The sequence below is a fragment of the Vibrio sp. RE86 genome (assembly GCF_013114545.1).
In the GTDB taxonomy this organism is placed as follows: domain Bacteria; phylum Pseudomonadota; class Gammaproteobacteria; order Enterobacterales; family Vibrionaceae; genus Vibrio.
In genome coordinates, this window is the sequence record NZ_VTXI01000003.1 from 95,659 (window position 1) to 118,381 (window position 22,723).

Below are 22,723 nucleotides of genomic sequence, written 5' to 3' on the forward strand. Positions count from 1 at the left end.
AGTCTATGGAATGACAAATGTAAAAATGCAAAAAGGGCTCTACATTCATGTAGAGCCCTTTTTGACATGGTCGGTGAAGAGACATTCTTTGAACATCAGGCGAACCCCATTTTGGTTCGAATCCTATTTCCATATCTCCAAAACGACGAAAGCCTGCTTTAGAAGCAGACTTTCTTAATATGGTCGCTGAAGAGACATTCCTTGAACATCAGGCGAACCCCACTTTGGTTCGAACCCTATTTCTATACCTCTAAAACGACGAAAGCCTGCTTTAGAAGCAGGCTTTCTTGATGTGGTCGGTGAAGAGGGATTCGAACCCCCGACCCTCTGGTCCCAAACCAGATGCGCTACCAAGCTGCGCTATTCACCGAGATGTTTAACTGAGGAGTTATCCCCGTCAACGAAGGCGTATATTACGGATTCTAATTTTTTACGCAAGCCATTTTAGGTAACTTTTTCAATTTTATTGTCCGTTTGTATAAAACATCATCTAACACGTATAAAGTGTGAGCATTAACACATCAACAAAAACTATTCCGCAACCGAATAACAACAATTGATCCAGATCAGTGTTGCATATTTAACCACGCTTTATTTTAGGTCTGTCATCTCATTTTGTATCCTTTGGAGGAATTATGGACTTTTGGCTCGATCTCCTATTTGGTAATGCGGTAGGTCTATCTTCAATGATTGTGATCTTTGGTGCCTTCAGTCTTATGCTGTTTTATGGCGGTTACTTCATATACAAAGTGATGAACGACAAATCTCCTCACTAGAATCGCTTAGCTCTATTCCCTGAATAGACATTCGCTATGCACCGAAGTAGATAACTTGTCTGCTTCGGTTTTTTATTTTGCTACAAGCAAATAGTGATCAATGACCACTGCCTTAGGTATAATAGTGTTATTGATTTCCTGCCTTGAGATGTCGCTATGTCTCACGATGACGATTTCGCCCTCTTCCAAGAAATGATGGGGGATGTTAAGCCAATCCAACAAGATACCGCTGAACATAAGAAGCAACACCAGATTACAGACGCCCAGCTTGCAAAAAGAGAAGCAGCAATTTGGCTGACCGAAGAAGACCCTGAGTACCTTTCGATTGATCATGCCGAAATGATAAAACCTGATGACATCATTGAGTTCAAACGCGATGGTGTACAAGATGGCGTTTATAAAAAGCTTCGTCTTGCTAAGTATCCAATTCAAGCGCGTTTAGATCTCCACAAACGCACCCTCGAACAAGCCAGAGATGAAGTCGTGAAGTTTCTGAAACAGTGTATGCGTATGGATATCCGAACTGTCGTTATTGTTCATGGCAAAGGCGAGCGTTCTAATCCACCAGCAATGATGAAAAGTTTTGTCGCCCAGTGGCTCAAGCAGATTAAAGAAGTTCAGTGTGTACACAGCGCACAACGTTTCCATGGTGGAACAGGGGCTGTGTATGTCTTACTAAGAAAAAGTGCTGAGAAAAAGATAGAAACTCGTGAGCGTCATCAAAAACGATTGGGTTAAGTCACTCCCAGTGCTAGAATGCGCGCCCTCTGAGTGATGATACTTTCACCACTCCCGATTAACCGCCGTTGTGAAACGTTAGGAGAACAACATGTCACAAGATAACGCGAAACGCTTAAACAAATTTATCAGCGAAACGGGCTTTTGCTCTCGCCGAGAAGCAGACCGATTGATCGAGCAAGGTCGAGTCACCATCAATGGTCATGTACCTGAGATGGGTACTAAAGTCATGCCTGGTGACGATGTTCGCGTCGACGACAAGCCTATCGCTGCAGCAACAGACAAACCGATTTATATCGCGTTAAACAAGCCAACAGGCATCACGTGTACGACTGAACGCGACATTCCTGGCAACATTGTCGATTTCGTTGGTCATAAGAAACGTATCTTCCCTATCGGTCGCTTAGATAAACCTTCTGATGGTCTAATTTTCTTGACCAATGACGGTGACATCGTGAACAAAATCCTGCGTGCAGGTAACAATCACGAGAAGGAATATGTTGTTCGCGTCGATAAACCTATTAGCGATGAGTTCATCAAGAAGATGAGTTCAGGCGTCAATATCCTCGATACGGTTACTCTGCCATGTAAAGTTGAACGCGAGACCAAGTTCTCTTTCCGTATTACGCTGACTCAAGGCTTGAACCGTCAAATCCGTCGCATGTGTGAAGCACTAGGGTATGAAGTATTTAAGCTGCGTCGTGTTCGTATTATGAACATCACTCTCGATGGCATTCCTAACGGACAATGGCGTTACATGAGCGACGCGGAAATGGCAGAGATCCTAGCCATGTGTGAAGAGTCGAGTGGCACAGAAGAAGCTTCAAAAGTTGACGCAAAAGGCAAACGCATTCGCCGTGCGACCGATGCAAAGCTTTTTGATAGCCGTGAAGAAAACCAAGAGTCAACAGCTCGCCGAAACCAAAAGCAGCGCACCTTTAAAGGTCGTAACGCTGATGAGTTCCGCCACGCACCCAACTCTAAAAAAGGTCGCAACAGTGACAAACAGCGTGACTCAAAAGACAAGCCGAACAAAGGTAAGGCGTTCTTTAAGCCAAAATCTGACGGTGCTTCACGCCCAAGTAAGCCAAAAACTGGCGGCACGTTAAGCCTTAAAAAATAATTAGCTAACAAAAAGGGAGCCAATCGGCTCCCTTTTTTAATCATTCAACCTCGACAGCTTATAGCGTACCGAAGATCTTATCACCAGCATCGCCTAGACCAGGAACGATGTAGCCTTTGTCATTCAACTTCTCGTCGATTGCCGCAGTGTAAAGCTCTACATCTGGGTGCGCTTTTTCAAGTGCTTCAATACCTTCAGGCGCCGCAACAAGAACAAGAACCTTAATTGCTTTACAACCTTTCTCTTTTAGAAGGTCGATCGTTGCGATCATAGAACCGCCAGTCGCCAGCATTGGGTCCACAACAAGTGCGATACGCTCGTCCATGTTAGACGCTAGCTTGTTGAAGTATGGTACCGGCTCAAGAGTCTCTTCATCACGGTAGATACCCACAACACTGATACGTGCGCTTGGCATGTGCTCAAGTACACCGTCCATCATACCTAGACCAGCGCGCAAAATTGGCACTACTGTTACTTTCTTACCTTTGATTTGATCAATCTCTACTGGACCGTTCCAACCTTCAATGGTTACTTTTTCCGTTTCAAAGTCCGCAGTTGCTTCGTAAGTGAGCAGGCTACCAACTTCTGTTGCTAGCTCACGGAAGCGTTTTGTGCTGATATCACCTTCTCGCATTAGACCCAGTTTATGTTTAACTAGAGGGTGTTTCACTTCAACAACTTTCATTTCCATCTCCGGATATAAGGTAAAATTTAAACAAACCTCCAGATTATAAACGATTTCGTTCTCAAATACTGCTTTATTCCATAACAAAAAAAGTTGCGCAAACGTTTGCTCTTTATATTTAACCACTGTTAGAATAGCGCCGATTTCATATCCAACTTTCAAATTTGAGGACTTCCCTGTGAGTGCTGATAACACATCTCTTAGCTATAAAGACGCTGGCGTAGACATTGATGCAGGCAACGCTCTTGTTGACCGTATTAAAGGTGCTGTAAAACGTACACGTCGCCCTGAAGTCATGGGTGGTATTGGTGGCTTTGGTGCACTTTGTGAACTGCCAACGAAATACAAGCAACCGGTGTTAGTTTCTGGTACAGACGGCGTGGGTACAAAACTTCGTCTAGCTCTGGATATGAACAAGCACGACACTATCGGTATCGACCTTGTTGCTATGTGTGTAAACGACCTTATCGTTCAAGGTGCTGAGCCACTGTTCTTCCTTGACTACTACGCAACAGGCAAACTAGACGTAGATACAGCAGCAGACGTTGTTTCTGGTATTGCTGAAGGTTGTATTCAAGCTGGTTGTTCACTAATCGGTGGCGAAACAGCGGAAATGCCAGGCATGTACGAAGGCGAAGACTACGACGTTGCAGGTTTCTGTGTAGGTGTTGTAGAAAAAGAAGACGTTATCGACGGTACTAAAGTTGCTGCAGGTGACGCACTTATCGCTGTAGGTTCAAGCGGACCTCACTCAAACGGTTACTCGCTTATCCGTAAGATCTTAGAAGTATCAGGTGCAGATAAGAATGAAGAACTAGCAGGTCGCACTATCGGTGAGCACCTACTAGAACCAACAAAGATTTACATTAAATCAGCACTTAACATGATTGAGAAACACGACATCCATGCGATTTCTCATATCACAGGTGGTGGTTTCTGGGAAAACATCCCACGCGTTCTTCCTGAAGGTACCAAAGCGGTTGTTGATGGTAACAGCTGGGAATGGCCAATCATCTTCAAATGGCTACAAGAAAAAGGCAACGTAACGACTCACGAAATGTACCGTACATTTAACTGTGGTGTTGGCCTTGTCGTAGCGCTACCTAAAGACCAAGCAGACGCTGCGGTTGAGCTACTAAAAGCTGAAGGCGAAAATGCATGGGTTATCGGTGAAATTGCAAACGCTGAAGCCGGCGAAGAACAGGTAGAGATTAAGTAAACATGAAGAGTATTGTTGTTTTAGTTTCAGGGAACGGTTCTAACCTGCAAGCCATTATCGATGCATGTGACAAAGAAATCACCGAAGGCCGTGTGACAGCGGTGTTTTCTAACAAAGCGAACGTCTATGCCTTAGAACGTGCTGATAAAGCAGGTGCTGCCGCACATTTCTTAGATCCTAAAGCATTTGATACTCGTGATGCCTTTGACCACGAATTGATGAAGCAGATCGATGAATACAAACCAGATGTCATCGTTTTAGCGGGTTATATGCGTATCCTAAGTGGTGAGTTTGTTCGTCACTACATGGGACGTATGATCAATATCCACCCTTCTCTGCTTCCTAAATATCCAGGTCTTAACACTTATCAGCGTGCGATTCATGCAGGTGATGAAGAACACGGAACGAGCGTCCACTTTGTTACTGAGCAATTGGATGGCGGTCCTGTCGTGCTTCAAGCGAAAGTGCCAATCTTCGATGGAGACACGGTAGAGACTCTGACTGAACGTGTTCAAACTCAAGAGCACCGTATCTACCCAATGGTCGTGAAGTGGCTTGTCGAAGAGCGCTTAGTGATGAAAGATGGCAAAGAAGCTTATTTGGATGGCAAGTTACTGAGCATCCACGGATACGCTGAAGAGTAATCTCTCTATCATGATTTTAAAGGCGAGCTAGATGCTCGCCTTTTTTGTGTATGTGAATCGATATTAATCTCCTATTCATATTCTCCTCGTTAAGCTACCTACTAACAGTTGCGGAGGTATGTATGGATCTGAAAAGTTTACTCAATCAAGCGCTCAACTCTGATTTGGTTCGTCAAGGGCAGAACCAATTGAAACAGAGTTCGAACTCAAACACGCTTAAATCTCTTGGTGCAGGAGCAGTTGGTGGCGGCTTAGTAAACCTATTAATGGGCTCGAAAAAGAGTAAAAAGCTTGGTAAAAAAGTCGGTAAGAATGCACTGAAAGTTGGTGGTATAGCGCTACTTGGTGGCCTTGCATACAAAGTATATAACGACTATCAAAGCAAACAGCCTGACTCTGCTCCCCAAGAAGAGTTCAACGCCAATGACACCATTCACCAAGAACTGATCATTAAGGCGATGATTGCCGCAGCAAAAGCAGATGGCCATGTCGATCAAGCAGAGATGGCACGTATTGAAGAAGCCATAAGGCAGGCAGATGCAGATCAAAATCTTCAGCAACTCGTTCACCGTGAGCTCAACAAACCACTGGATCCCCGCGATGTCGCTAACCTCGCCCGCTCACCTCAACAGGCTTCTGAGATCTACTTGGCCTCTCTAATCGTGATTGATGAGCAAAATTTCATGGAGAAGGCTTACTTACAAGAGCTTGCTAAGCAGTTACATTTAGCGCCAGAAGTGACTCAACAACTAGCACTGCAGCTGCAAAACTGACGATGATTGTACAGATTGCGAGCATAGCAAAACGTTGCTTGAGCTAGGACAAGCTTAGACATTGAGTTGCTCAAATACTGTGTGTATATTTGAGAGCAGTTATCATTTATTGGAGTAATGCCCATGCAAGTCTATGGCTGCTGTGACCTAGTTCGTGAACTATACGCTCAAATCGGTAGTGGCGATCAAGCCTACGTTCCTCAAGCAATCTCTTGTGCCGTTCGTGCCCTGAATGACATCGCCGCTGATGAATCACTATCGAAAGAGACACGTGAAAAGGCTGCATTTGCTGCGGCGAACCTTCTCATTTCAGACTTCGAGGATAAGTGATGAACTTAGCGAACTTCGAATCGATGGATCCCGTCATGCTAATGAGTATCGTCAACATGAAACTTCGTGATGACTTTGGTGGTGACTTAGACAAACTCGCAGCCTACTTTGATATCGATAAGTCGGCACTAGAAACGAAGCTTTCTACTGCGGGCTTCGATTTCTTACCTGAAGCTGGCCAGTTCCGCTAATTCAGCAAACAGTTCAGATACAAAAAAACCGCCTCACAGGCGGTTTTTTATTGGATGACGATTGATTACTCTTCTTCGAAGAAATCTTCTTCATCTTCCAGTTCAGCTTGAACTGCAGCGGCTTTTTTCGCGTCTTCGTAACGCGCTTTCTTTTCTGCAGCTTCTTGAGCTAAACGCTCTTCACGCTCAACTCGAACTTTACGTGCTTCACCTTTACGCTCGTTACGAGCCGCTTGGTTCTGAATGAAGCCTGCTAGTTCTTTTTCAGCCCACTCTTGTGCTTGTGCTTCTGTTTCAAAACCTGTTTCACGCTTTGATACAGACGTCTTGCGTGAAGTTACTTGGCGAGTGATCTCTGCACACCAACCGTTGCGCTTTTCAGTCACACGGATAGCAAATTTTTGATTTTTAGACATTTACTAATTTCCTAAGGGATTAATCAGGGATTTGGTCAACTTGATAACTCCATCTAAGCTGAGCTGTTTAACACCATCCCTTGGCAAGGGCGGTATTAAAACTTAAAAGCCACCATTTGGCTAATGGTTTCTTTCAAAGAATGAAAAAAGCGCAGATCTTTCGATCTGCGCTTTTATTTATGCTGCTAAGCGAAAACTAAGGTCGTTGAATTAACCTACATTCTTACGTGCGTTTTGGAACATACGCATCCAAGCACCGTTCTCACCCCAACCTTCTGGAGACCATGAGTTCGCAACTGTACGGAATACACGCTCTGGGTGCGGCATCATGATAGTTACGCGACCATCTTGAGTCGTTAGACCTGTGATTGCGTTTGGTGAACCGTTCGGGTTGTTCGGGTATTGCTGAGTCGCATTACCGTGGTTATCCACGTAACGAACGGCAACAGTACCAGATGCTTCAATCGCCGCTAGGTGGTCCGCATCACGCACTTCTACGCGCCCTTCACCGTGTGATACTGCGATTGGCATACGAGAGCCTGCCATGCCGTCGAAGAATACAGAGTCAGACTTCTGAACTTCAACTAAGCTGAAACGAGCTTCAAAACGCTCAGATTCGTTACGAACGAAACGTGGCCATAGGTCTGCACCTGGGATTAGCTCTTTCAGGTTCGATAGCATCTGACAGCCGTTACATACACCTAGAGAGAACGTATCTTCGCGTTGGAAGAAGCCTTCAAACTGGTTACGAGCTTGCTCATTGAACAGGATAGACTTCGCCCAACCTTCACCCGCACCTAGTACGTCACCGTAAGAGAAGCCACCACAAGCCACAAGGCCTTGGTACTCTTCTAGAACCGCTTGACCGGTTAGGATGTCGCTCATGTGAATATCAGTCGCTTCAAAGCCAGCACGGTCGAACGCTGCTGCCATCTCAACGTGAGAGTTAACGCCCTGCTCACGTAGGATTGCCATCTTAGGCTTAGCACCTTTCGAGATGAATGGCGCTGCTATGTCTTCGTTCACATCAAAGCTTAGTTTAACGTTTAGACCTGGGTCAGAATTATCTTTCTTCGCTTCGTGCTCTTGGTCAGCACATGCTGGGTTATCACGTAGACCTTGCATCTTATGCGTTGTCTCAGCCCAGATAGTACGTAGTTCAGTACGGTTACGCTCTAGAACCACTGTTTCACCAGAAGTAATCACTAGCTCATCAGATGCTTCAACGCTGCCGATTACGTGTGAGCATGCTTCAAGGCCGTTCGCTGCTAGCGTTGAAAGTACAGAATCTAGGTCATCATTCTTAACTTGAAGTACTGCACCTAGCTCTTCGTTGAATAGCGCTGCTAGCGTATCTTCACCTAGTACTTCAATGTTCGCTTTAACACCACAGTGACCTGCGAATGCCATCTCAGCTAGAGTAACGAATAGACCACCGTCACCCTTATCGTGGTAAGCCACTACTTGGTCGTTTGCTACAAGCGCCTGTACGCCTTCGTAGAAACCTTTAAGCTGTGCAGCGTTGTCTACGTCTGCTGGCTTATCACCAAGCTGCTTGTATACCTGTGCTAGAGCCGTTGCGCCTAGACGGTTCTGGCCGTTACCTAGGTCGATAAGAACAAGTGATGTATCACCTTTGTCAGTACGAAGCTGTGGAGTAATTGTCTTACGAACGTCTTCAACACGTGCAAACGCAGTGATAACAAGAGATAGCGGAGAGGTTACTTCTTTCTGCTCGCCGTTCTCTTCCCACTTAGTCTTCATCGACATTGAATCTTTACCAACTGGGATAGTTAGGCCAAGTGCTGGACATAGCTCTTCACCTACCGCTTTCACCGCTTCGTAAAGACCTGCATCTTCTCCTGGGTGACCTGCTGGAGACATCCAGTTAGCAGACAGTTTAATGTGTTTGATATCACCGATGTTAGTCGCTGCAATGTTAGTGATTGCCTCACCTACTGCTAGACGAGCTGAAGCACCGAAGTCTAGAAGAGCAACTGGCGTACGCTCACCCATAGACATCGCTTCACCATGGTAAGTGTCGTAGCTTGCGGCTGTTACTGCGCAGTTAGCTACAGGAACCTGCCATGGACCAACCATTTGGTCACGCGCTACAAGACCAGTCACCGTGCGGTCACCGATAGTAATTAGGAATGTTTTCTCTGCAACCGTTGGTAGGCGTAGAACGCGATCTGCAGCTTCATTTAGCTCAATACCGTCACGGTTAACCGCAGGGTTGTTCGCTTTAAGCGTTGTCGCGTCACGGTGCATCTTAGGTGTTTTACCCAGAAGCACATCCATTGGCATGTCGATTGGCGTGTTGTCGAAGTGTGAATCTTCTAGTTTTAGATCACGCTCTTCCGTTGCCACACCCACTACTGCGTATGGTGCACGCTCACGCTTACAGATTGCATCGAATACTTCCATATTCTCTGGCGCAACTGCCATTACGTAGCGTTCTTGAGATTCGTTACACCAGATTTCAAGTGGGCTCATGCCTGGTTCGTCGTTTGGTACGTCACGCAGTTGGAAGATACCACCACGCTCGCCATCGTCTACAAGCTCAGGAAGTGCGTTAGAGATACCGCCCGCGCCCACATCGTGGATGAATGCGATTGGGTTCTCGTCGCCAAGCTGCCAACAACGGTCAATAACTTCCTGACAACGACGTTCCATTTCTGGGTTTTCACGCTGTACAGATGCAAAATCTAGGTCTTCTGCTGATTGACCCGATGCCATTGAAGATGCTGCACCGCCACCAAGGCCGATGTTCATCGCAGGACCACCAAGTACGATTAGGCTTGCACCCACTGGGATCTCTTTCTTCTGCACGTGCTCATCACGGATGTTACCCATACCACCAGCAATCATGATTGGCTTGTGGTAACCACGAACTTCTTCACCTGCATGAGAGTTAACTTTTTCTTCGTAAGTACGGAAGTAACCCAGTAGGTTTGGACGACCAAATTCGTTGTTGAACGCCGCGCCGCCAAGTGGGCCCTCTAGCATGATATCTAGTGCGTTAACGATGCGACCTGGCTTACCGAAGTCTGTTTCCCATGGCTGTTCAAAACCTGGAATACGTAGGTTAGATGTCGTGAAACCAACTAGGCCAGCTTTTGGCTTACCACCAATACCTGTTGCGCCTTCGTCACGGATTTCACCACCAGAACCTGTAGAAGCGCCCGGCCAAGGAGAGATAGCAGTTGGGTGGTTGTGCGTTTCCACCTTCATTAGGATGTGTGCTTTCTCTTGGTTGTAACCGTATTGGCGAGTTTCTGGGTTCGGGAAGAAACGACCTACATCAGAACCCACCATTACTGCTGCGTTATCTTTATATGCAGACAGTACGTTTTCAGGCGTTGTCTCGAATGTGTTCTTGATCATCTTGAACAGAGACTTCTCTTGCTTAACGCCGTCGATAGTCCAGTCTGCATTGAAGATCTTGTGACGACAATGCTCTGAGTTCGCTTGTGCAAACATCATTAGCTCGATGTCTGTTGGGTTACGATCTAGCTTATTTACGAACGCATCGTAAAGGTATTCAATTTCGTCATCAGCAAGTGCAAGACCTAGGGTAACGTTTGCGTTTTCAAGCGCAGCGCGACCGCCTTTTAGTAGGTCAACGTCTGCTACTGGTGCAGGCTCTGCAACTTGGAAAAGTGCTGCTGCTGATTCGAAGTCAGTGAAGATAACTTCCATCATGCGATCATGCAGAATCGCTTTAAGCTCAACCAGTTGAAGCTCAGAAAGTTCAGCCGATGATTCGATGTAGTAAGCCGTACCGCGCTCAAGACGTGCGATCTTGTCTAGACCACAGTTATTTGCGATATCCGTTGATTTTGAAGACCAAGGCGAGATAGTGCCTGGGCGAGGAGTTGCTAGTAGAAGAAGACCTTCTGGTGCGTGCTCTTCAATTGTTGGACCGTAAGTCAGAAGTTTCTCTAGTTTCTCAACTTCTTGATCATTTAGGTCTGCAGTTAGATCTGCAAAGTGCGCAAATTCAGCGTAAATACCTGTTACAGGTAGGCCAAGTTCACGACAAAGCTCTAAAAGCTTGTTAACACGAAATTCAGATAGAGCTGGGGAGCCACGAAAAATTCTCATGTGCTTAGGTCTCTTATGCAATTGATTAAGGTGATATTGGAATAAATTCAGTGGGTTAAACTGTTTTTCTTCGAAGCTATTCCGGAAGTAAGCCCGAAGGTTTTCAAACCTATGCCGATTCCACCTCTTGGTTGCGAGCGCATTATATAGCAATTGTTTTTGTGATGTAACACCAAAAGCAACCGTTTGCGTCATTTTTTTTGCCAATTTTGAAATTCGACAGAATTCGCTTGTTTTTGATTAACTGCACGAAGAGTTACAGGGATTATCTTGCCTTGTTATGACACTTTGATATAAATGCCCTATTGGATGTATGAGATTGCCATTAATGAAGAAGCATTACCTAACCCAACTCAAAACTCTCTGCCTATTTATACTTGGGGCGACACTACTCACTGGTTGCCAGATTGAGTCAGAGCCGAAGAGCGAACTTGATCTCATCAAAGAACGCGGCGTGCTACGAGTTGGGACTTTAAACAATCAATTGTCTTACTATATCGGTCCAGATGGCCCTGCGGGCTTGGACTATGAATTGGCTCGCGAGTTTGCCAACGAGCTAGGTGTACAGTTAGAGATGAAACCCGCTTATCGTATCTCTAGTCTCTACCCCGCATTAAAAAACGGTGAGATCGATATTATTGCAGCGGGCTTGAGTCAATCACCTGAACGCTTAAAGCAGTTTAGACCTGGCCCCGCCTATTATTACGTCAGCCAGCAAGTTACCTACAAAAAAGGCAACTGGAGGCCACGCAACCTTGAGCAACTTCTCGAAAGACAGCCAAAGTTGATTGAAGAGAACAACGGCGAAGATGTACTGAGCATTATTGGTGACTCTCACTTTAATCAGACTCTCACTGCGATCAAAGCAAAACACCCTGACTTTTCATACCACGTCAATCCAAATGCAGACGTGAATGACTTACTTAAAGCTGTTTCTGAAGGAAAGCTGCGTTTTACGGTAGCAGACTCAGTGGAAGTATCACTTTCACAACGCATCTACCCCGATATAGCCCTTGCTTTCGAACTGACAGAAGACCAACCTATTTCGTGGTTCCTACGTCGCTCACAAGATGAGAGCCTATATGGACTATTGATTGAGTTTTTTGGTGCTGTTAAACAATCAGGCCACCTTGCTGCTTTAGAAGAGAAGTATATCGGTCATATCGGCAGTTTTGACTATGTCGATACACGCGCTTTCATCCGCGCACTTGACTCGAAACTACCAAAGTGGGCTCCGCTGTTTAAAAAGTACTCTGACGAATTTGACTGGCGTCTAGTCGCGGCATTGGGTTATCAGGAATCTCACTGGAATCCAATAGCAAAATCGCCAACTGGTGTCCGTGGCATGATGATGTTAACTCTACCGACAGCAAAAAGTGTTGGGGTAACGAATCGTCTAGATCCGGAGCAATCTGTCCGTGGCGGTGTCGAATATTTACGTCGAATGGTATCTCGCATTCCTGACTCAATTGATGAGCACGAAAAAATTTGGTTTGCACTCGCATCGTACAACGTTGGCTACGGCCACATGATGGATGCTCGCCGCCTAACAAAATGGCAAGGTGGAAACCCAGATGCATGGTCTGACGTTAAAGACCGCCTGCCGCTGTTACGTCAAAAGAAATACTACAGCCAAACCCGTTATGGTTTTGCTCGTGGCGATGAAGCGAGAAACTACGTTGAAAATATTCGTCGTTATTACCAAAGCATCATCGGCCATGTTGAGCAGCAAGCCCCAGATGTAGAAGATGTCAGCGTTGATGATTTAAAAGTGATTGAAGCGCCCGACGTTGAACTTTCTGGCGCTCAAGCAGCATCTTCTGCAGAGGCTACTGACCCAGAAAACAAAGAGTAACCTCTAGGGTCTGTAGATCCTAATAAGTGCGCCGTCTTTGAACGAAGATTGCGCACTTGAAATCCAATCCTGCTACCCATATATAATATCGTGGACTGGATCACTTGCGAACTTTCTTAAAGTTGTAACAATTGGCCGGTATAAGACGTATAACGTCAATTATCAGGGGCTTTCAGAGAGAAAGTTACTGTTAGTGTATTAACTAGAAATAGGAGGTTGTTTTATGACAAAGCGTAAACTGCAGTCAAAACGCCTTAATAAAACCGTTGCTGCAAACCGCCGTAAGCGCATGCTCAGCAACAACAAGAAAAAGGTGATTGCACGTCACCGAGCATTTATGCAGCTAATCTGTGCCGCATAACCCCTGACAGCAAACATCTTGAACACAAGGTGTTTGCTTGAAAATCTCCCCTACTCCTTTCTACCTTTCTTCGCTTCATGCATTCGAGTAAAACGAGTCGCCTTACGCTCTTTCTTCTTCTCTTTGCGTCGACGTTTAAAGAAGGATTGAAGTTGGTGTCGACACTCTTTCTCGAATAACCCTTGCTCGACATCCGCGTAGTGGTAAGCCGCTTGATGTTCGAATAGATTCAATACTGTTCCAGCTGCTCCAGCTTTAAGATCTGGCGCACCAAAGACAATACGTTTCACACGGCTATGCAACAGTGCCCCAGCACACATTGGACACGGCTCTAAGGTTACGTATAGCGTTGTATCAAGCAGTCGGTAGTTCTCTAATACTTGACCAGCCTTACGCAATACCTGCATTTCAGCGTGTGCTGTCGCATCATGTTGACCAATCGACTCATTCCAACCTTCAGCAATGATCTCACCATCTTTTACCAGCACTGCACCAACAGGGACTTCACCTTGCGCTTCTGCTTGAGCGGCCAGCTCCATCGCTCGGCGCATAAACAGTTCATCTTGAGGGGAAAATTGAGATTCAGACAAAGAAAGCTCCAATTCGTTGAGTAAGCGACTAAGGATAGCGAATTCTACCCGTATGATAGAGGAAGTGGAAGTAAGTTAGGTATGCACAACTTACACGCAGGGCATAAAAAAGCGCCAGTCTTTCGACCAGCGCTTTCTACTCTCTAATATCGAAATAGTTGGTGTTGTAGCTAAGCCGCTACAGCGCCAACTATGACGGTATTTACATTGTGTAAGTGTATGGAGCTTGGATACCTAGAGGAATACCTAGCATCCAGTAAGCCACTAGGAAGATTGACCAACCGATTAGCATTGCAATCGAGAATGGCATCATCAGTGATGCAAGCGTACCGATACCTGTCGACTTCACGTAACGCTGACAGTAAACAACCACTAGAGGGAAGAATACCATTAGAGGTGAGATGATGTTCGACACAGAGTCACCTACACGGTATGCCGCTTGTGATAGCTCTGGAGAAATACCTACAGCCATTAGCATAGGAACTAGGATTGGACCAATCAGCGCCCATTTCGCCGATGCAGAACCGATTAGAAGGTTAACCGCAGCTGTTAGAAGGATCATACCAATGATGGTAGCTTCACCTGGTAGGTTCATCGCTTTCAGACCTTCTGCACCGTATAGCGCAAGCATAGTACCGATATTTGACTGAGCAAATGCAGATAGGAACTGTGCACAGAAGAACGACATTACAATGTAGGCACCCATTGTCGACATTGTGTCAGACATGGCTTTGATGATGTCGTTACTTGTTTTGAACGTACCTGAAACTTTACCGTAAACGTAGCCAGGGATGATGAACAGGATAAAGATCAATGGAACGATCGACTTCATCAGTGGCGCAGAGAACGCTGTGATTTCACCATCAGGAGAGCGAAGCGCTGAGTTTTCAGGAAGGATTGCTGCGATCAGTACTGCAATACCTGCCATCATAGCCCAACCCGCGTAGCGGAATGCTTTTGACTCAAGCTCAGTGAAAGAACCTAGATCTGGTGCTTGCTCTGCATCTTCATCAATTGGCGTATTCGCTAGGCGTGGCTCAATGATTTTCTCAGTCACATACCAACCGATAGCAACAATAAGCACTGAAGAAAGACCAGTGAAGAAGATATTCGCTAGAGGGTTGACGACATATTCTGGGTCAAGTACCTGAGCCGCTGTTTGCGTGAAACCAGCTAGTAGAGGGTCAATACCTGAAGGGATGAAGTTTGCAGAGAAACCGCCAGATACACCAGCAAATGCAGCTGCAATACCCGCTAGAGGGTGACGACCTGCTGCGTGGAAGATGATACCACCTAGAGGAATAACCAGTACGTAGCCCGCATCAGCAGCAGTGTGCGATACGATAGCCACTAGAATTAGCATTGGTGTCAGAAGCTTTGCTGGCGTGAAGTTCAGCATCTTCTTTAGACCCGTCGTGATGAAACCTGAAGAGTCAGCAACACCAACACCTAGCATCGCAACAAGAACGATACCTAAAGGCGCAAAACCTGTGAATGTTGTCACCATGTTCGCTAGGAAGCTTGCTAGAGATTCGCCAGTTAAAAGGTTGTTGATTGCAAGCGTTTCACCCGAACGTGGGTTAATAAGATCAAAACTAATGTTTGATAGTAGAGCAGATGCTGCCCATGTAATGACAAGTGCCCAGAAGAACAAAATTGCAGGATCTGGGATCTTGTTACCTGCGCGCTCGATAAAGTTTAAGAAGCGATCCATCCCACTCGGCTTGTCAGATGGTGCTTTGTTTACTGCTTGGTTACTCATGGTAACTCCATATGTGATGTTGTTGCCTTAGACCTTTATGGACTTATTTTCTCGGTCTATTTTCCACCAATCATTTTAGTAAATCCGCCTAAAGAAAGCACAAGATTCTATAGTTTTTTCCATAATTGGAGACATATTTTGCAAAAACACCATCAACGTGCAACAAAAGATCCACAAATATAGCAGCAGTAAACCAACATTATTACAACCAATTTTCAATATATAACATGACGTTTTAAAAGCTACTCATTCAACCAACCAAAAATGCATCTGATTACATATCAAATTCACTGTGAGATGAAAGCATGGTTTCTAAGGTTAGAGATTGACTCTCCCCTAAACGATCTGGCCATTCAACGTTGACTGAAATGCTTTTAAGTGAGGAGGAGAGCGTAGAAGATGGAGAGGCAACCTGCCAAGTTAACGAGTAAGGCGCATGAGAAGTTAGGTCTTGCCCATCAACAATGGTTGAAAATTCGCTCACCGCCATACTCGACATGGCAGATGACGCACCGCGAGTTCTAAACCATTCCAACTTTTGCTCAGCAATATTCATTGCCTGATTACTTTTTACAGCAAAGTCTGCGCGTTGCTCAACAAAGGATTGCATTTTCACCAAGCCCAACGAAGCAACCCCTATCAACAGAAAGGCGATAAGAACCTCAATAAAGCTAAAACCAGACTGCTTACTACTGCACATACCAGCCTCCTGCGACCCATGAGAGCTCTTTGGGTTTATTGCTTAAACTGTTTGATGAAGAATAGTCGAGGTTATAGGAGCCGTTTAAAACCACTTCTCCCCCCTCGGAATCAAAATTCATCCCGCCCTTAGGGTGAAATGCACCATTATCAAAGTAGATGGTTTTAGGTCCTAGATGACTGGTGATTACGCCATGAAAAGAGACATCATTCCAATAGTCAGCGATCTTAGCAGTCGTAAAATCACTCAAGCTCATGTCCACCATGTGATACACAGAACCCTCAAAAGTTAGAGCACTATTGGCCGCAAAAATACCATTTTCGACCACCAGTGAATGAGGGCCGTAAACCACTAACGGCATATTCACAATGCAGTGACCTTCAATCCAAAGCTTTCTATTGGTTGCGGTAAAGCGCGTGTTAATAATATCAGTGCAATCATGGCCATCTGCGACAGTTGGCAACGACACAACCTCATAGCCCGACTTAATCAGCGCAATGTTGCCCGGCGTTTTCTCCATATTGAAGTAGTTCTTAAAAGGGTCGAGTGAGGAGTCCTGTTTATAGTCATTACCAAAATCGTTCGGTGAAGACGTTGTGTCACTGTTAGAAGCCAATGTCGTTTTATGATCTGTAGAGCACTCCCCAGAAAAGCCGTCAAATGGCCCGTTCGTCATGGGCTCTGTTGTCTGTAACTTGTCTGATGACGTTGTGGTTTCATAGGTCACGACACTTTTATAGCGCACAGCCACACAATCATATTTTCCATCTGAGTTGGGCGACCTAGGGGCATCAGGGGCGATATCTGCACTGCCTCTGATTCGTAAGTCAGCCGTGGTTTGGATAGCCCCAAAACCGGTCTTAGAGGCGAAAAGAACTTGTTTACTCAGCTTATGGGTATCGCTATTGGCATGAATCGCGTATTTATCACTCCCCAGAGATTCAGCATACAACTCGTCCAAATCAAGACGGTTTTTACATGTTGCATCCAATACGGTGTTCGATGCGCTAGAAAGTGCAGCGAGCTGAGAGGTGTCGTCCGCGATATAGGCATACAAACATTCGACTCCCCCTTCTGACTGCCAATGTGCTTGCTGAGCCTTTACCTCATTTTGAGCGCGTTTGAGCTGGTAAAAGGTCGTCTTGTATGCGCCCATCGTTAACATCAAAGCGATAACCAGAAGCACTGACACGATAATCAAGGTCATGACACCTTGTTGCCTGCGTAACGATCTCATTGCCAATTCCTTTGCATCATTTGAATACTGGTTTGGTAAGAGACAGTCGGGTCGTCAACAAGGTGCCCATCAACAGAGACGGTTACCCATTGGCTTTTAGAAGTGCTTCCCTCAACTTGGCTAGTCGAAAAGTCGAAAGCCGTCACCGAAATCTGTTTGGTATCGAAGAGAGTAAAGCAATTGCCTCCAGGTCCCGACGTTGCAGCTGCGGAAACAGTGAGCAGCGCCGAGGAGTGCTTTTCACAGATTTTGAGAGAATCGCCTAGGGTCGAAACAGCTGAAGACTCACGTTTGTAGACAACATGCCTTATTGCACTTGTCCCAGAAGAGGCCACTCGGTAAACATACCCGATCAAATCACTTTCGGTATGAACAATATTGGCGGCACCAGAAAGCATCAAAGAGCTCGAGCCTATACCATCGAAACCCGCGCGTTGAACGTCTTCTTTTATTTGCTGCATCGCACTCGACAAGTTTTGAACTAGCATCAGTGATTTGGCATTTTCAGCAACCAGCTTTTGCCCTGTGACGAACACACTTCCCACGGTACCAATCGCCGCAAGCCCCAACATTGAGGCTACCAGTAGTTCAACCAATGAGGCGCCTTTTTGACGTTTCAACAACTTAACAGCTTGGGAATTCATAAACGGTTCCTCCCTCGCCACAGACTAAAATTCGGCTACCTCCAAATGATCCTTTTAGGCGTAACACTTTATCGGTCTGGTTTCGTACGTAAAAACGCAAATGACCGTCCTTGATCTTCCCTCTTACTCCATCGAACTTAATCTGCTCTGAGGTATAACCGGACACCATCACAATGTCTTTATAACTACTACCATCCAAGACCATCAGTTTATTACCGCTATTTTCTGTATCCGAATCAGTCAAGGTGAAGGTCCACTCACCCGCAGGGCTTGGATTCGACGCAGTAGAAAGGTGAGCCCAGAGATCTTTGTTTCTCCATACGGCTTCAGATTTGGCGTAGATTAAGAAGCCTTGAAGCTCATCAGCCAGGCGCTTCATCTGAGAGGTATTGTTTATATTGGTAAAGCTCGGGACTGCCACAACAAGTAGAGTTCCCAGAACAATCAAAGTAATAACCAACTCAAAAAGCGTAAAGCCGCGAGACATTTCTCAGATTCCTATGCAATGCAGTGTGATGCGTATTTCTCTCTTGAATAGATGCTATCACCTAACAAAAATGGTAGGAAAATCATAAGGAAGCATTCGAAATGATTCGAAGAAATGTTTGCAATCAAAGCAAGAAGTCATGGCAAGGAATGACACTGATCGAATTAATGATTGCTGTTGCCATTATCGGAGTGCTTGGGGCGATTGCTTATCCAAGCTATCAAGCTCACATACTCAAAGGACATCGAACGGTTGCGATGGCAGATTTAAGTAAAATTCAGTTTGAGTTAGAACGACAGTACCAAGGCAGTTATGCCTCTGCTGCCGCATCAGTATTATCAGGTGGTAGTTGCAGTTTCTGCGAAGTAGATAGTGACCAGTTTAGTCTAACTGTGTCCTCGTCAGTGACGAGTTACATGATTACAGCAACCGCTGAGGGTACACAGGCTAATGACAAATGTTCTAGCAACACATACTCAGCGTTGACTCTAGATCAACTCAACCAACGTGCACCTACTGACTGCTGGTAATAAAAAAGCCTGCATTATATGCAGGCTTCAAAATCGTTAATTATCCCGTCCTAAATAACGGTGATTAGCTTGTTAGGTCATCAAAGAACTTTTTCACACCATTGAAAAAGCCTTCAGACTTTGGCTTGTGCTTAGTCGCAGCTTCGCCACCACATGACTCTTCAAACTCTTTCAGTAGTTCTTTTTGACGTGAGCTTAGATTAACTGGTGTTTCTACCACTAGCTTCACAATCAAGTCACCTACGCCGCCGCCGCGAACGCCTTTCACACCTTTACCACGCATACGGAACATGCGGCTTGTTTGTGTCTCAGAAGGTACTTTCAGATTTACACGGCCATCAAGAGTTGGAACTTCAACTTCACCACCTAGTGCAGCCATTGCAAAACTTACCGGGACTTCGCAGTAAAGGTTGTTGCCGTCACGTTCAAAGATGTGGTGCTCTTTTACGTGTACTTGTACGTACAGATCGCCTGCTGGTGCGCCGTGCTCTCCCGCTTCACCCTCACCAGAAAGACGAATACGATCGCCTGTATCCACGCCTGCTGGGATCTTAACGTTAAGAGTTTTCGTTTTCTGTTTGCGGCCTTGACCATGACATGATTTACATGGGTTCTTAATGATCTTGCCTTTACCGTTACATGTCGGACACGTTTGCTGAACCGCAAAGAAGCCTTGACGCATTTGTACTTGGCCATGACCATGACAGGTGCTACAAGTCTCTGCTGAAGAGCCTTTCTCAGCACCGCTACCATCACAAGTATCACACTCTACCAGTGTTGGTACTTCGATCTCTTTAGACACACCACGAACCGCTTCTTCAAGCGTTAATTCCATGTTGTAACGTAGATCTGAACCACGCTGCGCACGATGACCACCGCCACCACGACGACCACCACCGAAGATATCACCGAAGACATCACCGAAAATATCGCCAAAGTCAGCACCGCCGCCACCGAAGCCGCCACCGCCGCCCATGCCACCTTGTTCAAAGGCAGCATGACCGTACTGGTCATAAGCGGCACGTTTTTGAGCGTCAGTAAGAATTTCGTACGCTACTTTTACTTCTTTAAACTTTTCTGCAGCGCTGTCATCACCCTGGTTACGGTCTGGGTGGTATTTCATCGCTAAGCGCTTGTACGCTTTCTTAATATCGCGCTCTGATGCATCGCGGCTTACGCCTAATACTTCGTAAAAATCACGTTTTGACATGTTCTTCGTCACCAATGTAGTACTGCAAACAGTGGGTTAGTCGGCCACCGCTTGGTGTTTGTATCATTCTAGATAAAGGCTTTAGCTTTAAGAAAAGTGCTTATCTGGAAGGACATTGTATTTACAAACATACGGGCGTGTGAGTTTCCCCAAACGCCCGTATTTAAATTGTTAAAAAGACATTTATCTATGCTAGAACGCGTTAGTTCAAGGAGAAGGCACGGAGCTTACGGACGTAAGTGAGTACCTTCGACGCAGACATCACGTGTTATAGCGATGATAAATTATTTTTTGTCGTCTTTAACTTCTTCAAACTCTGCATCTACAACATCGTCGTCTTGCTTAGGCTGTTCACCTGCATCCGCGCCTGCTTGTTGTGCTTGAGCTTGCTGCTGAGCGATTTCCATCAGTTTTTGAGCTGCTTGCATTAGCTCTTGAACTTTAGCGTCGATCGCTTCTTTGTCGTCGCCAGACTTAACTTCTTCTAGCGCCTTGATTGCAGCTTCAATCTTCTCTTTCTCGTCTGCAGGTAGAGCTTCACCAGCTTCTTCTACTTGCTTACGAGTACCGTGAATCATTTGGTCTGCTTGGTTACGTGCAGTTACTAACTCTTCGAACTTCTTGTCCGCTTCTTTGTTAGCTTCTGCTTCTTGTACCATTTTCTCGATTTCTTCGTCTGATAGACCGCCAGAAGCTTGGATAGTGATCTTCTGTTCTTTACCAGTCGCTTTATCTTTCGCAGATACGTTTAGGATACCGTCAGCATCTAGGTCGAAAGTTACTTCGATTTGTGGCATGCCACGTGGTGCTGGCTGGATACCTTCTAGGTTGAACTGACCAAGAGACTTGTTGTAAGTCGCTTGCTTACGCTCACCTTGTAGTACGTGGATAGTTACCGCGCTCTGGTTGTCTTCAGCTGTAGAGAACACTTGGTCCGCTTTAGTAGGGATAGTTGTGTTTTTCTCGATTAGCTTAGTCATTACGCCGCCCATCGTTTCGATACCGAAAGATAGAGGAGTAACGTCTAGTAGAAGTACGTCTTTAACGTCACCTGCTAGTACACCACCTTGAACTGCAGCACCCATTGCTACTGCTTCATCTGGGTTCACGTCACGGCGAGCTTCTTTACCGAAGAACTCAGCAACTTTAGCTTGAACCATTGGCATACGAGTCTGACCACCAACTAGGATTACGTCAGTGATGTCGCCTACAGATAGGTCAGCATCCGCTAGAGCAACTTTTAGTGGCTCAAGAGAACGTTGAACTAGGTCTTCAACTAGAGATTCTAGTTTCGCACGTGTCACTTTAACGTTCATGTGCTTAGGACCAGTTGCATCAGCTGTTACGTAAGGTAGGTTTACGTCAGTTTGAGTAGTAGAAGAAAGCTCGATTTTCGCTTTTTCTGCTGCTTCTTTAACACGCTGCATTGCTAGTGGATCAGTTTTAAGATCGATACCTTGCTCTTTCTTAAACTCTTCTACTAGGTAGTTGATCATGCGGTTATCAAAGTCTTCACCACCTAAGTGAGTATCACCGTTAGTTGCTAGAACTTCGAAAGTCTTCTCGCCTTCAACTTCATCGATTTCGATGATAGAGATATCGAATGTACCACCACCAAGGTCGTATACCGCGATAGTGCGGTCGCCGCCTTGCTTGTCTAAGCCGTAAGCTAGAGCAGCTGCAGTTGGTTCGTTGATGATACGTTTAACGTCTAGACCTGCGATACGACCAGCATCTTTAGTTGCTTGACGCTGAGCATCGTTAAAGTAAGCAGGAACAGTTACAACAGCGCCAGTTACTTCCTCACCAAGGAAGTCTTCAGCTGTTTTCTTCATTTTCTTCAGGATTTCAGCTGAAACTTGAGGAGCCGCCATTTTTTGGCCTTGTGCTTCTACCCAAGCGTCACCGTTGTCAGCCTTAACGATTCTGTAAGGCATGATTTCGATATCACGCTGAACTTCTTCATCTTCAAAGCGACGGCCAATAAGACGCTTAATTGCAAATAGCGTGTTTGTTGGGTTTGTAACCGCTTGACGTTTAGCTGGTTGGCCTACTAGCGTTTCACCTTCTGTGAATGCAACAACTGATGCTGTTGTACGCTCACCTTCTGCGTTTTCGATTACGCGTGGTTTGTCGCCGTCTAGTACAGCAACACATGAGTTAGTAGTACCTAAGTCAATACCAATGATTTTACCCATCAGGCTATCTCCGAATAATTTTCTATTTTCGTTTTGCTATATCCCCTATGTGGGGATGGAGAATCGGGTTTCAACCCTTGCTCACAAACAAAAATATGGATGTTTGCTTCTCGTATGCCACATAGATAAGGGCGGCAAATGGCTTTT

Annotated in this window: 22 protein-coding genes and 1 tRNA gene; 11 read left to right on the top strand and 12 right to left on the bottom strand. The window is 45.6% G+C overall.

Going from position 1 to position 22,723, the window contains the following annotated elements; translation table 11 throughout:
• Positions 1–293: 293 nt before the first annotated feature.
• A tRNA-Pro gene (locus F0231_RS04435) sits at positions 294–370 on the bottom strand.
• A gap of 265 nt (positions 371–635) precedes the next feature.
• On the opposite strand from F0231_RS04435, the gene F0231_RS04440 reads away from it, so the two are divergent.
• The 3 genes from F0231_RS04440 (at position 636) to rluF (ending at position 2,637) form a co-directional block, all read left to right on the top strand.
• The gene (locus F0231_RS04440) at positions 636–776 is read left to right on the top strand and encodes a DUF3149 domain-containing protein (protein WP_171758516.1); all 141 of its coding nucleotides are present in this window, start codon (positions 636–638) and stop codon (positions 774–776) included.
• A 156-nt stretch (positions 777–932) separates the two neighbouring features.
• A complete protein-coding gene (gene smrA / locus F0231_RS04445; RefSeq protein ID WP_171758517.1) occupies positions 933–1,514 on the top strand; it encodes a DNA endonuclease SmrA in 582 nt (193 codons plus the stop codon).
• 91 nt (positions 1,515–1,605) lie between these two features.
• The gene (gene rluF, locus F0231_RS04450) at positions 1,606–2,637 is read left to right on the top strand and encodes a 23S rRNA pseudouridine(2604) synthase RluF (RefSeq protein ID WP_171758518.1); all 1,032 of its coding nucleotides are present in this window, start codon (positions 1,606–1,608) and stop codon (positions 2,635–2,637) included.
• Between the two features lie 58 nt (positions 2,638–2,695).
• Here rluF and upp read toward each other — a convergent pair whose 3' ends face one another.
• Entirely contained in the window at positions 2,696–3,322 is a 627-nt protein-coding gene (upp, locus tag F0231_RS04455; protein ID WP_171758519.1) for a uracil phosphoribosyltransferase, read from the bottom strand.
• 178 nt (positions 3,323–3,500) lie between these two features.
• Between upp and purM the strand changes: the two genes are divergently transcribed.
• The 5 genes from purM (at position 3,501) to F0231_RS04480 (ending at position 6,479) form a co-directional block, all read left to right on the top strand.
• Positions 3,501–4,541 carry a phosphoribosylformylglycinamidine cyclo-ligase gene (gene purM / locus F0231_RS04460; RefSeq protein ID WP_171758520.1) on the top strand — a complete coding sequence of 347 codons (1,041 nt, stop codon included), beginning with the start codon at positions 3,501–3,503 and terminating at the stop codon, positions 4,539–4,541.
• Positions 4,542–4,543: 2 nt separating this feature from the next.
• Entirely contained in the window at positions 4,544–5,185 is a 642-nt protein-coding gene (gene purN, locus F0231_RS04465; protein WP_171758521.1) for a phosphoribosylglycinamide formyltransferase, read from the top strand.
• 122 nt (positions 5,186–5,307) lie between these two features.
• Entirely contained in the window at positions 5,308–5,958 is a 651-nt protein-coding gene (locus F0231_RS04470) for a tellurite resistance TerB family protein (protein WP_171758522.1), read from the top strand.
• Between the two features lie 123 nt (positions 5,959–6,081).
• Entirely contained in the window at positions 6,082–6,288 is a 207-nt protein-coding gene (locus F0231_RS04475) for a YaeP family protein (RefSeq protein WP_171758523.1), read from the top strand.
• On the top strand, positions 6,288–6,479 hold the full coding sequence (locus F0231_RS04480) for a DUF4250 domain-containing protein (protein WP_171758524.1): 192 nt from the start codon (positions 6,288–6,290) through the stop codon (positions 6,477–6,479). Before F0231_RS04475 ends, F0231_RS04480 begins: the two co-directional genes overlap by 1 nt.
• A 65-nt stretch (positions 6,480–6,544) precedes the next feature.
• On the opposite strand, the gene F0231_RS04485 is transcribed toward F0231_RS04480, so the two are convergent.
• Together F0231_RS04485 and purL are read right to left on the bottom strand one after the other, a co-directional pair.
• Positions 6,545–6,895 (bottom strand): DUF3622 domain-containing protein, encoded by a 351-nt coding sequence (locus tag F0231_RS04485; RefSeq protein ID WP_171758525.1) that lies wholly within the window; start codon positions 6,893–6,895, stop codon positions 6,545–6,547.
• Positions 6,896–7,105: 210 nt separating this feature from the next.
• Positions 7,106–11,002: a phosphoribosylformylglycinamidine synthase gene (gene purL, locus F0231_RS04490; protein WP_171758667.1), complete on the bottom strand. Its 3,897-nt coding sequence runs from the start codon at positions 11,000–11,002 to the stop codon at positions 7,106–7,108.
• A 328-nt stretch (positions 11,003–11,330) separates the two neighbouring features.
• Here purL and mltF point away from each other — a divergent pair, with 328 nt between their 5' ends.
• Positions 11,331–12,857, top strand: a complete 1,527-nt coding sequence (gene mltF, locus F0231_RS04495; RefSeq protein ID WP_171758526.1) for a membrane-bound lytic murein transglycosylase MltF — start codon at positions 11,331–11,333, stop codon at positions 12,855–12,857.
• A gap of 223 nt (positions 12,858–13,080) precedes the next feature.
• Positions 13,081–13,218 (top strand): hypothetical protein, encoded by a 138-nt coding sequence (locus F0231_RS04500; RefSeq protein WP_171758527.1) that lies wholly within the window; start codon positions 13,081–13,083, stop codon positions 13,216–13,218.
• A 50-nt stretch (positions 13,219–13,268) separates the two neighbouring features.
• On the opposite strand, the gene tadA is transcribed toward F0231_RS04500, so the two are convergent.
• The 6 genes from tadA to F0231_RS04530 form a co-directional block, all read right to left on the bottom strand.
• Positions 13,269–13,808 carry a tRNA adenosine(34) deaminase TadA gene (gene tadA, locus F0231_RS04505; protein WP_171758528.1) on the bottom strand — a complete coding sequence of 180 codons (540 nt, stop codon included), beginning with the start codon at positions 13,806–13,808 and terminating at the stop codon, positions 13,269–13,271.
• 202 nt (positions 13,809–14,010) lie between these two features.
• On the bottom strand, positions 14,011–15,570 hold the full coding sequence (locus F0231_RS04510; protein ID WP_171758529.1) for an AbgT family transporter: 1,560 nt from the start codon (positions 15,568–15,570) through the stop codon (positions 14,011–14,013).
• Positions 15,571–15,844: 274 nt separating this feature from the next.
• On the bottom strand, positions 15,845–16,270 hold the full coding sequence (locus F0231_RS04515; RefSeq protein WP_171758530.1) for a prepilin-type N-terminal cleavage/methylation domain-containing protein: 426 nt from the start codon (positions 16,268–16,270) through the stop codon (positions 15,845–15,847).
• Positions 16,260–17,507: a hypothetical protein gene (locus tag F0231_RS04520; protein WP_171758531.1), complete on the bottom strand. Its 1,248-nt coding sequence runs from the start codon at positions 17,505–17,507 to the stop codon at positions 16,260–16,262. The genes F0231_RS04515 and F0231_RS04520 overlap by 11 nt, the downstream gene beginning before the upstream one ends.
• Entirely contained in the window at positions 17,504–18,151 is a 648-nt protein-coding gene (locus tag F0231_RS04525; RefSeq protein ID WP_171758532.1) for a PilW family protein, read from the bottom strand. The genes F0231_RS04520 and F0231_RS04525 overlap by 4 nt, the downstream gene beginning before the upstream one ends.
• Positions 18,132–18,638, bottom strand: a complete 507-nt coding sequence (locus F0231_RS04530) for a GspH/FimT family pseudopilin (RefSeq protein WP_171758533.1) — start codon at positions 18,636–18,638, stop codon at positions 18,132–18,134. The genes F0231_RS04525 and F0231_RS04530 overlap by 20 nt, the downstream gene beginning before the upstream one ends.
• A 101-nt stretch (positions 18,639–18,739) precedes the next feature.
• Between F0231_RS04530 and F0231_RS04535 the strand changes: the two genes are divergently transcribed.
• A complete protein-coding gene (locus F0231_RS04535) occupies positions 18,740–19,168 on the top strand; it encodes a type IV pilin protein (RefSeq protein ID WP_171758534.1) in 429 nt (142 codons plus the stop codon).
• A gap of 64 nt (positions 19,169–19,232) precedes the next feature.
• Here F0231_RS04535 and dnaJ read toward each other — a convergent pair whose 3' ends face one another.
• Both dnaJ and dnaK read right to left on the bottom strand, forming a co-directional pair.
• Positions 19,233–20,378 carry a molecular chaperone DnaJ gene (dnaJ, locus tag F0231_RS04540; RefSeq protein ID WP_171758535.1) on the bottom strand — a complete coding sequence of 382 codons (1,146 nt, stop codon included), beginning with the start codon at positions 20,376–20,378 and terminating at the stop codon, positions 19,233–19,235.
• A gap of 284 nt (positions 20,379–20,662) precedes the next feature.
• Positions 20,663–22,576, bottom strand: coding sequence for a molecular chaperone DnaK (gene dnaK, locus F0231_RS04545; protein WP_171758536.1), 1,914 nt, complete (start codon positions 22,574–22,576; stop codon positions 20,663–20,665).
• Positions 22,577–22,723: the final 147 nt, after the last annotated feature.

Coding starts and splice junctions, on each gene's coding strand:
- F0231_RS04470 (WP_171758522.1), top strand. CDS start 5,308: ATGGATCTGAAAAGTTTACTCAATCAAGCGCTCAACTCTGATTTGGTT.
- F0231_RS04525 (WP_171758532.1), bottom strand. CDS start 18,151: ATGAATTCCCAAGCTGTTAAGTTGTTGAAACGTCAAAAAGGCGCCTCA.
- mltF (WP_171758526.1), top strand. CDS start 11,331: ATGAAGAAGCATTACCTAACCCAACTCAAAACTCTCTGCCTATTTATA.
- F0231_RS04535 (WP_171758534.1), top strand. CDS start 18,740: ATGATTCGAAGAAATGTTTGCAATCAAAGCAAGAAGTCATGGCAAGGA.
- purL (WP_171758667.1), bottom strand. CDS start 11,002: ATGAGAATTTTTCGTGGCTCCCCAGCTCTATCTGAATTTCGTGTTAAC.
- F0231_RS04440 (WP_171758516.1), top strand. CDS start 636: ATGGACTTTTGGCTCGATCTCCTATTTGGTAATGCGGTAGGTCTATCT.
- dnaK (WP_171758536.1), bottom strand. CDS start 22,576: ATGGGTAAAATCATTGGTATTGACTTAGGTACTACTAACTCATGTGTT.
- F0231_RS04480 (WP_171758524.1), top strand. CDS start 6,288: ATGAACTTAGCGAACTTCGAATCGATGGATCCCGTCATGCTAATGAGT.
- F0231_RS04510 (WP_171758529.1), bottom strand. CDS start 15,570: ATGAGTAACCAAGCAGTAAACAAAGCACCATCTGACAAGCCGAGTGGG.
- F0231_RS04475 (WP_171758523.1), top strand. CDS start 6,082: ATGCAAGTCTATGGCTGCTGTGACCTAGTTCGTGAACTATACGCTCAA.
- smrA (WP_171758517.1), top strand. CDS start 933: ATGTCTCACGATGACGATTTCGCCCTCTTCCAAGAAATGATGGGGGAT.
- rluF (WP_171758518.1), top strand. CDS start 1,606: ATGTCACAAGATAACGCGAAACGCTTAAACAAATTTATCAGCGAAACG.
- F0231_RS04515 (WP_171758530.1), bottom strand. CDS start 16,270: ATGTGCAGTAGTAAGCAGTCTGGTTTTAGCTTTATTGAGGTTCTTATC.
- F0231_RS04520 (WP_171758531.1), bottom strand. CDS start 17,507: ATGAGATCGTTACGCAGGCAACAAGGTGTCATGACCTTGATTATCGTG.
- dnaJ (WP_171758535.1), bottom strand. CDS start 20,378: ATGTCAAAACGTGATTTTTACGAAGTATTAGGCGTAAGCCGCGATGCA.
- upp (WP_171758519.1), bottom strand. CDS start 3,322: ATGAAAGTTGTTGAAGTGAAACACCCTCTAGTTAAACATAAACTGGGT.
- F0231_RS04530 (WP_171758533.1), bottom strand. CDS start 18,638: ATGTCTCGCGGCTTTACGCTTTTTGAGTTGGTTATTACTTTGATTGTT.
- F0231_RS04485 (WP_171758525.1), bottom strand. CDS start 6,895: ATGTCTAAAAATCAAAAATTTGCTATCCGTGTGACTGAAAAGCGCAAC.
- F0231_RS04500 (WP_171758527.1), top strand. CDS start 13,081: ATGACAAAGCGTAAACTGCAGTCAAAACGCCTTAATAAAACCGTTGCT.
- purN (WP_171758521.1), top strand. CDS start 4,544: ATGAAGAGTATTGTTGTTTTAGTTTCAGGGAACGGTTCTAACCTGCAA.